General features: G+C 54.1%; 11 protein-coding genes. All 11 read right to left on the bottom strand.

Annotation, left to right across the window (positions count from 1 at the left end; genetic code table 11):
• Positions 1-11: 11 nt before the first annotated feature.
• Complete coding sequence (locus tag A3193_RS14715) at positions 12-1772, bottom strand: cytochrome C (protein WP_071938101.1); 1761 nt, start codon at positions 1770-1772, stop codon at positions 12-14.
• A gap of 98 nt (positions 1773-1870) precedes the next feature.
• Positions 1871-4345 (bottom strand): glycogen/starch/alpha-glucan phosphorylase, encoded by a 2475-nt coding sequence (locus A3193_RS14710; RefSeq protein WP_069015166.1) that lies wholly within the window; start codon positions 4343-4345, stop codon positions 1871-1873.
• Between the two features lie 288 nt (positions 4346-4633).
• Complete coding sequence (locus A3193_RS14705; RefSeq protein WP_235615009.1) at positions 4634-5038, bottom strand: VanZ family protein; 405 nt, start codon at positions 5036-5038, stop codon at positions 4634-4636.
• On the bottom strand, positions 5031-6329 hold the full coding sequence (gene purD, locus A3193_RS14700) for a phosphoribosylamine--glycine ligase (protein WP_069015165.1): 1299 nt from the start codon (positions 6327-6329) through the stop codon (positions 5031-5033). Before purD ends, A3193_RS14705 begins: the two co-directional genes overlap by 8 nt.
• The gene (gene purH, locus A3193_RS14695; protein ID WP_069003512.1) at positions 6329-7888 is read right to left on the bottom strand and encodes a bifunctional phosphoribosylaminoimidazolecarboxamide formyltransferase/IMP cyclohydrolase; all 1560 of its coding nucleotides are present in this window, start codon (positions 7886-7888) and stop codon (positions 6329-6331) included. The genes purD and purH overlap by 1 nt, the downstream gene beginning before the upstream one ends.
• A gap of 204 nt (positions 7889-8092) precedes the next feature.
• On the bottom strand, positions 8093-8389 hold the full coding sequence (gene fis, locus A3193_RS14690) for a DNA-binding transcriptional regulator Fis (RefSeq protein WP_305782040.1): 297 nt from the start codon (positions 8387-8389) through the stop codon (positions 8093-8095).
• Entirely contained in the window at positions 8386-9372 is a 987-nt protein-coding gene (gene dusB, locus A3193_RS14685; RefSeq protein WP_069003513.1) for a tRNA dihydrouridine synthase DusB, read from the bottom strand. Before dusB ends, fis begins: the two co-directional genes overlap by 4 nt.
• A gap of 373 nt (positions 9373-9745) precedes the next feature.
• Positions 9746-10963: a zinc-ribbon and DUF3426 domain-containing protein gene (locus tag A3193_RS14680; RefSeq protein WP_069003514.1), complete on the bottom strand. Its 1218-nt coding sequence runs from the start codon at positions 10961-10963 to the stop codon at positions 9746-9748.
• 100 nt (positions 10964-11063) lie between these two features.
• On the bottom strand, positions 11064-11951 hold the full coding sequence (prmA, locus tag A3193_RS14675; protein WP_069015164.1) for a 50S ribosomal protein L11 methyltransferase: 888 nt from the start codon (positions 11949-11951) through the stop codon (positions 11064-11066).
• Between the two features lie 13 nt (positions 11952-11964).
• Complete coding sequence (gene accC / locus A3193_RS14670; protein WP_069003516.1) at positions 11965-13305, bottom strand: acetyl-CoA carboxylase biotin carboxylase subunit; 1341 nt, start codon at positions 13303-13305, stop codon at positions 11965-11967.
• A gap of 8 nt (positions 13306-13313) precedes the next feature.
• Positions 13314-13769, bottom strand: coding sequence for an acetyl-CoA carboxylase biotin carboxyl carrier protein (gene accB / locus A3193_RS14665; protein WP_069003517.1), 456 nt, complete (start codon positions 13767-13769; stop codon positions 13314-13316).
• Positions 13770-13771 lie beyond the last annotated feature (2 nt).

The raw sequence follows: 13771 nt of genomic DNA, 5'->3' as shown, positions 1-13771 counted from the left end.
GACTAGGCTCATCAGTCATCCTCCTCCTCCGGATATTCATGACAGAGAGTGCAACTCACTGCCGTACCCTTTGCCAGAAACAGGCTACGCTCACCGTCATCATCCCGCAGATAGGTTCTGTCAGTGGCGGTTTGTGAAAGTACCGTGCCTTGCAGATTGGCACCATGGCAGCTGCGGCAGCTGTCCGGGTCGGCCTCATAGAAATCTTCATGGTCCAGGTTCCAGCTCCGGCTGTTGACGTTATGCATGCCGTGGGGGCCGGAGAGGGTCAGAGGCAGGCTGGTATGGCAGGTGGCGCAGTCACTGACGGTCCCGGCATGGCCCTGTAGCTGGATCGAGGCCAGGTTGTCATTGGCCTGCGGATTGGCGTTGGGCCAGATTGCATGGGTGGAACCGTGGCAACCCTCGCAGGCGACACCACCGTGGCCAAGGCTGTTTCGATAGAGGCTGTTGTCGTTCTCTGCAAATCGCTTGTTGCTTGCGATGCGCGGTGTGGCTGTATCGATATCATCGGTCCAGGCCTGGCTGAGTCTGATGCTACTGCCCAGGTGGTTTGTGGCATCCCCGGTATGGCAGGACTCACAGCGTGGCTCATCAAGCCAGGGGGAGCGCTCCTCCCGACCCACCGCCAGCATACTGCCGTGACAATCGGCACACTCGATGCCGGCGCCGCCCATAGCCCCTCTGAGGCATTGGGTGACTTTGCCCGGATGGCACTGATAACAGGTCTGCTGCAGTGTGCCGTCACTGGGAAATATCGGTTCACCACTGCTCTCATCGGTCAGCTCTCCATGATGCCTGTGCATCACCTCTGACATGCTGTCCTGGTTAAGCTGACTGCCAGTTGGTCCGGATCCGTTCAGATCGAGTGCTGCTGAGTAGTGGCAGGATGCACAGAGTACCGGTTTGCTGGCCACCAGGTTGGTGGCGTGTTCGGCATCATGCAGCAGCAGTATGTTCTGTTTGGCAGCCTGGAGAACACTGTTGCTATCGTTGATGTCGTCGGGCAGTTCAAACGGAATTTCACTGTCGGTGGGTGCTGCGATCTCCCCGGCGGCATGGCAGTTTTGGCAGTCCGCCTCAGAGGCCACAGGTAGAACCACGTCGAGTGAGGCGAGTGAGTCCTCACTATTCAGTTCCTGTGCGCTCACCCTCATCAGTGGATAGGCGTTGAGTTGTCCGCTGTCATCGATGGGCAGGATGGGAATGCCTTCCGCAGAGAACCACTTTTTTGTTTCGTTGTAGTGGTTGAATGGCTGGGGATCATTGGCGCTGTATGGATTGAGAATGCCCGGCATGTTCTGTTCAAACATCAACCCTTCGTCAGGCGCAGGATTATCACCGAAAAGGTCGAATACAAAACTGTTGCCGGTATTCGGATTGGTGTCCCAGAAGTTGGTTTTATCGATGCTGCCGGCCAGGTTCTGGCTGGTGGAGTTGATTGAGCCGGATGGATCGGTCGTGGCCAGATAACTGAGCTGAACCTCACTGGAGTCGAGCAGACGGGGTGGGTTACCCCTGGCCACCACCTGACTGTGGATCACGTTAAAGGGGGGCAGGATGACGAAAGTGGAATAGTCCAGGTCGGCGCAATGCATGCCCAGGTCGTTGAACGCGAGAACCCGGTGAGTACCGTTTACATCACTGACACCAGGGCCGCTTTCATGATCATCGTCGTCATCCCCGTCATCTCCGCCACCGCCACCGCCGCCGCAGGCGATCAGAGAGAGGCTCAGCAGCAATAGGATCGTCCACCGGTTTTTACCGTGCATGGGTGTCACTCCCTAGTTGTCATATTTCCTGGATTTGAAATATATTGGGAATTATATCCCATATTACCCATTGCATCGAGGGTTACGTTTAACCCTCATCAGCGGGATACCGGTGAAACCTGCCAGATTTTTTCCGCATATTCACTGATGGTCCGATCGCTTGAAAAATATCCCATGCGGGCGGTATTGAGGATCGCCATACGATTCCAGGTGTCGGGCTGTTGATAGATGGTGTCGGCCTGATCGCTGATTCCAATGTAGGCATCGAAGTCAGCCAGTACCTTGAAATGATCTACATTCAACAGGCTGTCGGTGATCATTCGATAGCGTGTCGGCTCTTCAGGGGAGAAGAAACCGTTGGCAATCATGTCGATGATCCGCCTGAGTCTGGGATCCGATTCATAGTATTGTCTCGGTTGGTAGCCCAGCTGATTGAGCCGGGCAATGTCGTCGGTTTGCAGGCCGAAGATGAAAATATTCTCATCCCCTAGCTGCTCGCGCATCTCCACATTGGCGCCATCCATGGTGCCCATGGTCAGGGCGCCATTCAACGCCAGTTTCATATTGCCGGTGCCCGAGGCCTCCATACCGGCGGTGGAGATCTGCTGCGACAGCTCGGCGGCGGGAATGATATCGGTCGCCGTGGTGACATCATAGTTGGGAATGAAGATGATTTTCAGTCGGTCACTCACGGCGGGATCATTGTCGATCACATCGGCAACATCATTGATCAGTCGAATGATCAGCTTTGCCATACTGTAGCCCGGCGCCGCCTTGCCGCCGAACAGGAAGGTGCGGGGTACACAAGCACATCCCGGGTCATCCACCAGTCTGTTGTAGAGTTCAATGGCGCGAAACAGATTGAGCAGCTGGCGTTTGTATTCATGAATGCGTTTCACCTGAACATCAAACAGGGTGTGGGGATCGACCTGTTTTTCCAGGAAGTAGTTGATCAGTTTGCTGATATGTTTTTTGTTGGCCAGTTTGATGGCGGCGAATTTTTCCTGAAAACTATGATCCTCCGCAAAGGCTTCAAGCTGTTGGATCTTGCTCAGATCCTTCACCCATTCGGGGCCTATGGCATCGCTGATCAGCGAGGAGAGTCTTCGATTGGATAGATAGAGCCAGCGCCTTGGAGTGATTCCGTTGGTGATGTTGATGATCTTGCCCGGATAGAAGCGGTCAAAATCCCTGAAGGTGGCGTTTCGCAACAATTCGCTGTGGAGTGCAGAGACCCCGTTCACCTTATGGCTGCCGATGATGGCCAGATGGGCCATGCGGATGCGCCGTTCGCCTCTTTCATCGATGATCGAGAGTCTGCGCAGGATATCCATGTCCCCCGGATGCCGGTGTCCGAGCATCAGCAGAAAGCGTCGGTTGATCTCCAAAATCACCTGCAGATGTCTTGGCAGCAGTGTTTCAAAGGTTTTCACCGGCCAGGTCTCAAGTGCCTCTGGCAGCAGGGTGTGGTTGGTATAGGAGAAGACCCGGGTGGTGATCTCCCAGGCGGGTTGCCACTCCAACTGATGTTTGTCCATCAGCAGACGCATCATCTCCGGGATGGCGATAGCCGGATGGGTGTCATTGAGCTGGATGGCAACTTTATCCGGCAGTTCATGCAGATCGTCGTGGTCGGTGAAGAAGCGGCGTAATATATCCTTTAATGATGCGCTTACAAAAAAGTACTGCTGCTTCAGACGCAACAGTTTGTTCATGGTGGAGCTGTCGTTGGGATAGAGTACCTTGGAGATGTTTTCAGAGAGCGTCTTGCCGACTACCGCTTCGGTGTACTCCCCCTGATTGAATTGATTGAGATCGAAGGCTTCATGGGCTTTGGCGCTCCACAGTCTAAGGTTGTTCACCGTATCGTTATGGTAGCCCGGGATCGGTGTGTCGTAGGCCTGGGCGATGACAATATCCCCATCGATCCAATCGAAGTGTCGACGTCCGCTACTGTCCTGGTACTCCATGACTCTACCGCCATAACGTATCCGGTATGAGACTTCGGGGCGGGGGAATTCCCAGGGGTTGTCATGTACCAGCCAGTTTTCCGGCAGTTCGATCTGATTACCGTTATCGATCTGCTGGCGAAACATGCCATATTCGAAACGGATGCCGTAACCGTAGCCCGGAATGTTGAGGCTGGCCATGGAGTCGAGAAAGCAGGCGGCCAGTCGGCCCAGTCCACCATTGCCCAGGGCGGCATCGTGCTCCAGGCTGCGTAACCGCTCGAGTTCGATGCCGAGTTTTTTCAGTGCTTTGCCACAGGCGTTGTGGATATCCATATTCAGCAGGCTGTTGATCAGGCTGCGACCGATCAGAAACTCCATCGACAGGTAGTAGACCCGTTTCGCATCGTGTTTGTAATAGCTGCGCTGGGTCTCCATCCAGCGTTCTATGAGCCGGTCCCTGACCACATGGCTGAAGGCCATCATCCAGTCATGTTCGGTTGCGGTGAAGGGATCCTTGCCGATGGTGTAGACAAGATGGTTGGAGACTGATCTTTGAATCGCCTTGGAGTCAGAGCCCAGGTAGTCGTACTTGAATGCGCTATGTGTTACGTCATTGCTCATATGCTGTTGATATGGTTATGTTGTTATTGTGACCTTGCGGTTCCATGTTGCGTAAATGATGTAAAATTCAGATCCTCTGATTATTTCACTTTTTACCATCCCGATGCATGCACAGATTGATGAAATCCAATCACATCGATTGCCACCTCTACTGATTAGAATCCTTCACCGGTCCCCCCCCCGATCAAAGACAACAGGCCCAGTCCGATGCATGGTTCCGGATTCCATGGTAATTCAATAATAATACAGCACACGTGACAGGTCGGGTTCAGGGGTCGAGATTTTTGATCAGGCCTTTGCTGTTTTCTGTCGTAGGCGTTTGATCCAATTGATACGCAACAGCCCGGGTAGAATCATGCTGTAGATGATCAGGCCAAGCCCATCCGCTGCCAGGTCGAGCATGGAAAAGAAGCGATGGGGCAGAAAGGCCTGGACAGTTTCGATAAACAACCCATAGCCAAGCAGAGAGAGAGCTTTGGTGAAATTCCAATCTGCTTCAGGCCAGGAAAAGTCGCACAAAAGCGCGAGGTAGAGAAAGGCGAGAATGTGGGAGAATTTGTCGTTCAAGCTGCTGACAGCCGGTAACTGCAGCGGTGTGAAGGCCAGAAAACAGATTGCGACCAGGCTGATCGCCAAACCACCCCGTACCAGGGTGCTTGGCAGTCGTTGCCTGGGAATCTGTTGCTCAGCCACCATCCGTCGCCTGTTCCCTGGCGATGGCTCGATAAGCAATATCGGTACGGAAATAGACCCCATCCCAATGGATGGCCCGGGTCAGTTGATAGGCATTCTGCTGGGCCTGAGTGACTGTGTCTCCCAGTGCGGTGGCACAAAGTACGCGGCCTCCGGAGGTGACGACTTCGTCACCCTCCATACTGGTTCCGGCATGGAATACCTTAAGCTCATTGTTGTCACTCTCCGGTAGACCGGAGATCGGTAATCCCTTGTCGTAACTTCCAGGGTAACCGCCGGCTGCCAGGACCACGCCAACCGATGCCCTGGGGTCCCATTCGGTTGTCTGCTGGTCCAGGTTGCCATCCAGGGCGGCCAGACAGTGAGCGACCAGATCCGATCTCATGCGCAGCATGATCGGTTGGGTTTCCGGATCACCAAAGCGGCAGTTGTATTCGATAACCTTCGGTGTGCCGTCGGCCGTGATCATCAGGCCGGCATAGAGAAAGCCGGTGTAAGGCAGGCCCTCATCGGCCATGCCTTTGACGGTCGGCAGGATCACTTCGTCCATGATCCGCCGGTCGACGGATTGCGTGACCACCGGGGCAGGGGAGTAGGCCCCCATCCCTCCGGTGTTGAGGCCGGTATCACCATTACCGACCCGTTTGTGATCCTGGCTGGTGGCCATCGGTAACACATGCTTACCATCGGCCATCACGATGAAGCTGGCCTCTTCACCCTCAAGGAACTCCTCGATCACCACCCGGTGACCCGCTTCGCCAAAAGCGTTGCCTGCCAGCATCTCCTTGACCGCTGTTTCAGCGCTCTCCATCTCCATCGCGACAATCACCCCTTTCCCGGCAGCCAGGCCATCCGCTTTGATCACAATGGGAGCGCCACACTGGTGCAGATAGGCCAATGCCTTATCGATCTCCGTGAAGGTCTGATAGTCAGCAGTGGGGATGTTGTGACGGGCCAGGAAGTCCTTGGTGAAGGATTTTGAACCCTCCAGCTGGGCTGCTCCCTGGGTTGGTCCAAAGCAGCGCAGTCCGGCCTGCTGAAAGGCGTCGGTGATGCCCATCACAAGGGGGACCTCCGGACCGATGATGGTCAGGCCGATCCGCTTCGATTGTGCAAAGCTGACCAGTTGCTCGATCTCTTCAACACCAATGGCGATGTTTTCGAGTTTCTCTTCCAGCGCCGTGCCGGCATTACCCGGTGCCACATAGACCTTCTCTGCCAGAGGGGATTGTGCCGCTTTCCAGGCCAGGGCGTGTTCTCGGCCGCCCGAACCGATTATCAGAATATTCATTAGTGACGGAAGTGACGCATGCCAGTGAAAACCATAGCCATGCCGTGCTCGTCAGCCGCAGCGATGGCTTCCTCGTCGCGCATTGACCCACCGGGCTGGATGACGGCCGCAATACCCGCTTGCGCCGCATTGTCGATACCGTCGCGGAACGGGAAGAAGGCATCGGAAGCCATCACGGAGCCCTGGACCTCCAGTTTGGCGTGTTCGGCCTTGATGGCGGCGATACGGGCCGAGTTGACCCGGCTCATCTGGCCGGCGCCAACCCCGATGGTCATGCCGTTGCGGCCGTAGACGATGGCATTCGACTTGACGAATTTGGCCACCCGCCAGGTGAACAGCAGATCCTGCATCTCCTGCTCCGTGGGTTGTCGTTTGCTGACGACCTTGATCTCGTTACTCAGTTGCAGATCCGCATCCTGTACCAGCAGGCCGCCATTGACCCGTTTGTATTCGGTACGGTGGATCGATTCACTCAGCCACTCGCCACAGGCAAGCAGGCGTACATTCTTTTTACTGCTGACCGCTTCAACCGCAGCGGCAGAGACCTTGGGGGCTATGATCACTTCAACGAACTGCCGGTCGACGATGGCTTTGGCGGTCTCCCCGTCCAGTTCCCCGTTGAACGCGATAATGCCGCCAAACGCCGATTCAGGATCGGTACTGTAGGCTCGATCGTAAGCCTCGAGCAGATTCTCACCATAAGCGACACCACATGGATTGGCGTGTTTGACGATCACGCAGGCCGGTGCTCCATCGAAACTCTTGACACACTCCAGTGCTGCATCGGTATCGGCAATGTTGTTGTAGGAGAGCTCCTTGCCCTGCAGCTGTTGTGCAGTTGCCACACTGGCCTCCTCGATCTTGTGTTCGACGAAGAAGGCCGCCTTCTGATGAGGATTCTCACCATAACGCATGGTCTGACTCTGTTTGAACTGCATCGAGAGTGTGCGCGGAAAGTCACTGGTTTCGTTGTTCAGTCTGGCACCCAGATAGTTGGCGATCGCACCATCATATCGCGCGGTGTGCTCAAAGGTTTTGACCGCCAGATCAAAACGGGTGTTGTCGCTCAGCTGGTTCTCATTGGCAGCCATTTCGTCTGTGACCCGCTGATAATCGGCGGCATCCACCACGACGGTGACATCCCGATGGTTTTTGGCGGCGGCCCTGAGCATGGTTGGGCCACCGATATCGATGTTCTCGATCGCTGTGGGCAGGTCGCAATCCGGATTGGCCACGGTCTGTTCGAAGGGATAGAGGTTGACCACAATCAGGTCGATCGGGCCGATACCGTTCTCTTTCATCACCCCGTCATCGGTGCCGCGCCGACCGAGGATACCGCCGTGGATTTTCGGATGCAGGGTTTTAACCCGACCGTCCATCATCTCAGGGAAGCCGGTATATTCGGAAACCTCGATAACCGGCACGTCATTTTCAGTGAGAAGTTTGGCAGTACCTCCGGTGGAGAGTATCTCGACCTGTTTCTCTGCCAGTGTGCGGGCGAATTCAACGATGCCGGTCTTGTCTGAGACACTGATCAGTGCGCGTTTTATCGATGCCATGAGTGATACCGTTAGTTGTAGTAATGAACAGATTGTGAATAGATCACGATGTAATTCTAAAGGTGGTTTTATTAAACCCGGCGATCCAATAGTCCAAACGGGCTTTGAGCCCTTGTGAAGTGAAGGCTTCGGGTGCAACCTCAATTGTATAAGGCGTGCTCTGTAATCTATGCGATATTTCTACCCGACGTCAGGAATCGGTGATCAATCCAGGTCGTACTGGGATAGTTTTTTACGTAACGTACTGCGACTGATACCTAAAATGGTGGCCGCCTGGGTCTGGTTGCCGCCGGTATGTTTCATGACGCTTTCCAGTAGTGGGGCCTCGACCTCATTCATCACCAGACGATAAAGATTATTGGCGCCATGGCCATCCAGGTTGTTGAAATAGCGCTGCATGGCATCACTCACACACTGGCGCAAGGGTTCTGACTTCTTGCTGTGAGTGACTGTCAGATATTCTTCGCTCTGTTGGTCGGATAAAACCGCTTCTATCATCATGCTGCCAGATCCCTATTGTCACGCAGAAACTGAAAATACTCTTTGATCGCCTGGAGCTGCTCAGCAGGTGATTCCGAATAGTTTATTCTGTTTCTGAAAACGGCACCTTCAGGGTGCCCTTTGCTGTACCAGGCGATATGTTTTCGAGCTATACGTACGCCAAGGTACTCCCCATAAAATCCATAGAGCTGCTGAACATGCCGGGTTAGTATGTCAGCGACCCATTCTAGTTCCGGCTCTGGTAACAGCTGGCCGGTTGCCAAGTAACTGCTGATCTCATTAAAGATCCAGGGGCGTCCTTGCGCAGCGCGTCCGATCATCAGAGCATCGGCGCCGGTTTTTTCCAAGACCTCCGCCGCTTTTTGCGGGGAGTCGATGTCTCCATTTGCAATAACCGGTATGGTTACCTTTTGTTTTATCTTGCCGATCGTTTCATACTCAGCCTGACCTGCAAATTTACAGGCCCGGGTACGACCGTGTACGCTTAAAGCCTGAATGCCGGCATCCTCGGCGATTTCTGCAATTCGTTCACCGTTTCGGTTTTGCGGATCCGTGCCGGTGCGTATCTTTAACGTTACAGGTACCTCAACTGCATCAACCGTTGCCTTAAGTATGGCAGACACAAGAGACTCGTCCTTAAGTAGCGCTGATCCGGCTGATTTTTTACACACTTTCTTAGCCGGGCAACCCATGTTGATGTCGATGATCTGAGCACCCATGGCAACATTGGCTTGCGCGGCCTGGGCCATCACCTGAGGATCGGAACCCAGAATCTGTACGCTGATCGGTGCCTCTTCGCCATCGTGATCAAGTCGCTTGACACTTTTTTTAGTGCCCCAAAGTGATGCATCGGCTGAGATCATCTCTGACACAGCCAGGCCTGCACCCAGACTCCTGCAGAGCTGCCTGAACGGCCTGTCTGTCACACCGGCCATCGGCGCTAACAGCAGATTATTCGCAATCTCATAAGACCCAATGCGCATTAAAAATCGCCACTCTTCGGGGGCTGTTCTCAGGTGAAGGAGGGGTTGGGATACTACCTCTAAATCAGGGCGGAATCAAAGTTAAAATGGCGTTGAATTGATTCTGCACAGTTGCCTGAAACCTTTGACACTTAGCAATCGGCTGGAAGGGTGTTTAGTAAGCTATTCAATCTCCATTAGATATAGGGATTGCTTAAGCCTGAAATCCAAAAAGATTCAAAATGTAAAATTTTTTTATGAAATTAATTCCCTATCATAACTATGTATTATGTTTGTCTGTCCGGCGCGGGTTTGACTGCGCCTCTGATTACCGGCGAAAACTTGATTGGTTTAGTGGGTTGCTCGGGGATTGTTTAGGGCTTGTTGAAAGGTCCTAGAGGAAGTCGAAAGTAAAACCGGTAACCTGGCTGCCGGGGTCGACCAGCTCCAATTCAATCTCAATCGGTTTCAACTTGGGCATCAGCTGTTCACTATCCGCTGCACGGTCGAGGTACTCTGACTCGGAGAAGGTGCGACGGGCGACGAGCGCGCCCATATCGTTAAACAGACTCAGTTGCAGTTTGGGGTAGGGTTGTTCAAAGGGTGCGGTATTGACCACTTCAAGTCTCATGGCGAGCGTGTTGTCCTTGTCCGGGTGTGCAGCCAGAGAACGATTGGTTATCAGTATCTTCTCCCGGTCTATACGCTGAGGTGGTGTGCAACCGGCTACTGTGCAGACAGTGTTCAACAGCTGCCTGCCTACATCATGATGTATCAGGCTATCCCGAAACTGCCAGGTCATCTGTCCGATTAGAGGAATCAACAGTAACAAGGAACCGATCGCCCACCATGGTGAGCGGGGAGAACTTGGGCTTTGATCTTTCTCCTCCTCGAAGGTGAAGGGTAGTGCTTTCTCCAGCTCTGCTTCCTCTTCAGCTGTCAGGGAATCCTCAGTTAAAGCCGTATCCTCTTCAGAGGGTTGTTGTTCGTCAGTGAAATCCTCAAGGGATTCACTCTCTTCAAGGCTCGGGCTTTGCAACCCCTCAGCATGGTCGGGGGGTTGCTCTGATTCGAGCTCGGGTATATCCAGCTCGATAATCTCAGCCAGATTCGGGGCGGGCTTTTCCGAATCGAGCAGCAATGAAGCCGAGTCCTTGTCGAGCAGTTCCGACATCTGGGATTCGGTTCCGGATGCGTAGTAGTCGGGTTCGGTTTCCAGGCCATCATCCTGTTCATAGAGGAGCTGGCTGCTCTCTTTCAGCAGGCTCGGTTCATCGCCGTCAAGGTTTGAATCATCGGTCAAGGATGGAATCGGTGTGGAGTCGTCGGCCAGATCATCCAGGGACCGTTCGACCTCACTGTCGTGGATCAGCAGAGAGCTGTGTTCGTCCTGTTGTGGCGGGTAGTAGATCAGCTTGTCTTCAGAGGACTCCCCGTCGGTTGTGGGCAGCTCCTCTGACTGGGTGGTGAATGATATGGGGGATTCATGCAGATTCTCCAATGCATTGAAAGTCTGGTTGCATTGGCAGCATCTGACCTGACCTGCAGCAGCTTTAAGCTGCTCCGGTGTGATGCGGAACAGAGTTAGGCAGTGTGCACACTGGGTAAACATAGCTGAACTATCGTTGTTGCATAGGATGAGTGTCTATAGCCCCTGACAGGCCCCATGTAAGACTGTAGCAAAAAGCCTGACAATCCTGAATGCTCTCTTGTTATCCATTTTTGCGATTGACACCACTGATCAGAACCCACTCCTCCAGTTGCTTCACCGGGTCAAGCGATGCAAAGGGCCGATAGCGTTGGGCTAGCTCATCGGCCTGTTCGGTAAGAATGCCTGATAGGGCAAAATGACCATTTGGTTTGATGTGGTCAATCAGTTGTGGAGCAAGTTCTATCAAAGGCCCGGCAAGAATATTCGCTACCAGGTAGTCCGCTTTGTCTGCTGGCGCTTCATTTGGCAGGTAGGTTGCGAGTCGGTCGGCAACGCCGTTTTTCACCGCATTGTCCTGGCTTGCCTGCAGTGCTTGTGGATCATGTTCTATGGCGATTACCGAGGAGGCTCCCAACTTGAGCGCCGCAATCCCCAGGATGCCGGAACCGCAGCCATAGTCGATCACGGTTTTACCGGTTAGCGCCTGACTGTCCAGCCAGGTCAGACAAAGGGCGGTTGTCGGATGGGTGCCGGTGCCGAATGCCAGGCCTGGGTCCAGTTGAATGACCACTCCATCGGGTTCGGAGATCTGTTCACCGGCCGGGCATACCCATAAACGTTTGCCGAATGACATGGGTTTGAAATGTTCCAGCCAAACCCTTTCCCAGATTCGGTCCTCGATCCGCTCCCAGCAAAGGCTGTTGAGCAGCTCTTCGCTCAATGCCTGGCCAAGGGCCTGTTGTAGCAGTTGCGGATCCTGGCTCCCTTCGAACAGGGCAGTAACCCGGGTATGCTGCCATAGCTGCTCACTGGCGGGCGGTGTCTCAAGCAATGGCTGATCCCCCGCATCACCGAGGGTCACCGAGAGTGCTCCCAGATTCTCGAATACCAGCTCCAGGATCGGTGCCTGCGCCTCGCTGGTATCAAGTGAGAGTTGAAGCCATGACATCAGTAGACGAGCTTTAGAGTCCCAGTTTCTTTTCCAGATAATGAATATTGGCGCCACCCGCATTGAATGCGCTGTCACGCATAATATCCTGATGCAGTGGGATGTTGGTCTTGATACCGCTGATCACCATCTCCTGCAGTGCGATTCTCATGCGTGCGATAGCAACATTCCTGTCTTCACCATGGGCAATCAGTTTGCCGATCATGGAATCGTAGTAGGGCGGTACTTTATAGCCGTTATAGATATGGGTATCGACCCGAATGCCGGGCCCGCCTGCCGTATGCAGTTGTGTGATGGTGCCCGGGCTGGGCATGAAGTTGTCCGGATCCTCCGCATTGATGCGGCACTCCACAGCATGGCCCTGCAGCTTGATATCACTCTGTTTGAATCTGAGTGGTTCACCTGCGGCGATGAGGATCTGCTCCTTGACGATATCGACACCGGTGATCAGTTCGGTTACCGGGTGTTCAACCTGTACCCGGGTATTCATCTCGATGAAGTAGAACTCACCATTCTCATAGAGAAATTCGAAGGTGCCTGCACCGCGATAACCGATCTGGCGACAGGCTTCGGCACAGCGCTCGCCCACATCCCTGCGTTGCTGTTCAGTGATGCCCGGTGCCGGCGCCTCTTCGACAACTTTCTGATGGCGACGCTGCATGGAGCAATCCCGTTCACCAAGATGGATGGCGTTACCGTGGGTATCGGAAAGCACCTGGAACTCCACATGGCGTGGGTTCTCAAGAAACTTTTCCATATAGACGGTGGCATTGCCGAAAGCCGCATCCGCTTCTGCCTTGGTCATGGCCACGGCATTCAACAGGGTAGCTTCAGAGTGAACCACCCGCATACCCCGACCGCCACCGCCACCGGCCGCTTTGATGATCACCGGATAGCCGATCTCATTGGCCAGTTCTCTGGTGCGCTTGGAGTTGTTGTCGAGTGGCCCGTTGGAGCCAGGAACCGTGGGTACGTTGGCCTTGATCATGGCGTCAATGGCGGCGACTTTGTCGCCCATGACGCGAATCGTGTCAGCTTTCGGGCCGATAAAGATAAAGCCACTGTTCTCAACCCTTTCTGCAAAGTCAGCATTCTCTGAGAGAAATCCATATCCAGGATGGATTGCCACCGAATCGGTGACCTCTGCAGCACTGATGATGGCAGGTACGTTGAGATAGCTTTCTGTGGAAGGTGCGGGTCCGATGCAGACCGATTCGTCGGCAAGCAGAACATGTTTCAGGTCCCGGTCCGCTTCGGAATGAACGGCAACGGTTTTGATGCCCAGCTCTTTGCAGGCACGTAGAATGCGCAGCGCAATTTCACCACGATTGGCGATTACTATCTTGTCTATCATGGGGCTACTCAATCAATGATGTATAGGGGTTCGTTGTATTCCACCGGCTGACCGTTATCGACCAGGATCTTTCTGACGGTTCCCGTTTTGTCGGATTCGATCTGATTGAGGATCTTCATCGCTTCGATGATACACAAGGTATCGCCGACGCTGACCTGCTGGCCCTCTTCGACAAATGGCTTGCTGCCAGGTGATGGAGAGCGATAGAAGGTACCGACCATGGGTGAGCGTACCGCATGACCCTGGATCTCCTCTGATGGCTCACTCTCCACTGCCGGGGCTGCGGCCGGAGCGGCTGGGGCGGCGGCTGCGGCGGCGGGTGCCGCTACCGGTGCGGCAAGCGGAGCAGGCGTGGAACTGTTGCGACTGATGCGGACCGATTCCTCTCCTTCGTGGATTTCAATCTCCGCAACATCCGACTCCTCAAGCAATTCGATCAATTTCTTTACTTTGCGAATATCCATGA

The sequence above is a fragment of the Candidatus Thiodiazotropha endoloripes genome (assembly GCF_001708965.1).
Lineage (GTDB): Bacteria > Pseudomonadota > Gammaproteobacteria > Chromatiales > Chromatiaceae > Thiodiazotropha > Thiodiazotropha endoloripes.
Note: the sequence above shows the minus strand (reverse complement) of the source record. Positions and strands in the feature narration are given on the sequence as shown.

Bases quoted from the DNA above. Each gene is read 5' to 3' on its own strand.
- prmA (WP_069015164.1), bottom strand. From the start codon at position 11,951: ATGTCATGGCTTCAACTCTCACTTGATACCAGCGAGGCGCAGGCACCG.
- purH (WP_069003512.1), bottom strand. From the start codon at position 7,888: ATGGCATCGATAAAACGCGCACTGATCAGTGTCTCAGACAAGACCGGC.
- accB (WP_069003517.1), bottom strand. From the start codon at position 13,769: ATGGATATTCGCAAAGTAAAGAAATTGATCGAATTGCTTGAGGAGTCG.
- purD (WP_069015165.1), bottom strand. From the start codon at position 6,329: ATGAATATTCTGATAATCGGTTCGGGCGGCCGAGAACACGCCCTGGCC.
- A3193_RS14715 (WP_071938101.1), bottom strand. From the start codon at position 1,772: ATGCACGGTAAAAACCGGTGGACGATCCTATTGCTGCTGAGCCTCTCT.
- dusB (WP_069003513.1), bottom strand. From the start codon at position 9,372: ATGCGCATTGGGTCTTATGAGATTGCGAATAATCTGCTGTTAGCGCCG.
- accC (WP_069003516.1), bottom strand. From the start codon at position 13,305: ATGATAGACAAGATAGTAATCGCCAATCGTGGTGAAATTGCGCTGCGC.
- A3193_RS14680 (WP_069003514.1), bottom strand. From the start codon at position 10,963: ATGTTTACCCAGTGTGCACACTGCCTAACTCTGTTCCGCATCACACCG.
- fis (WP_305782040.1), bottom strand. From the start codon at position 8,389: ATGATGATAGAAGCGGTTTTATCCGACCAACAGAGCGAAGAATATCTG.
- A3193_RS14710 (WP_069015166.1), bottom strand. From the start codon at position 4,345: ATGAGCAATGACGTAACACATAGCGCATTCAAGTACGACTACCTGGGC.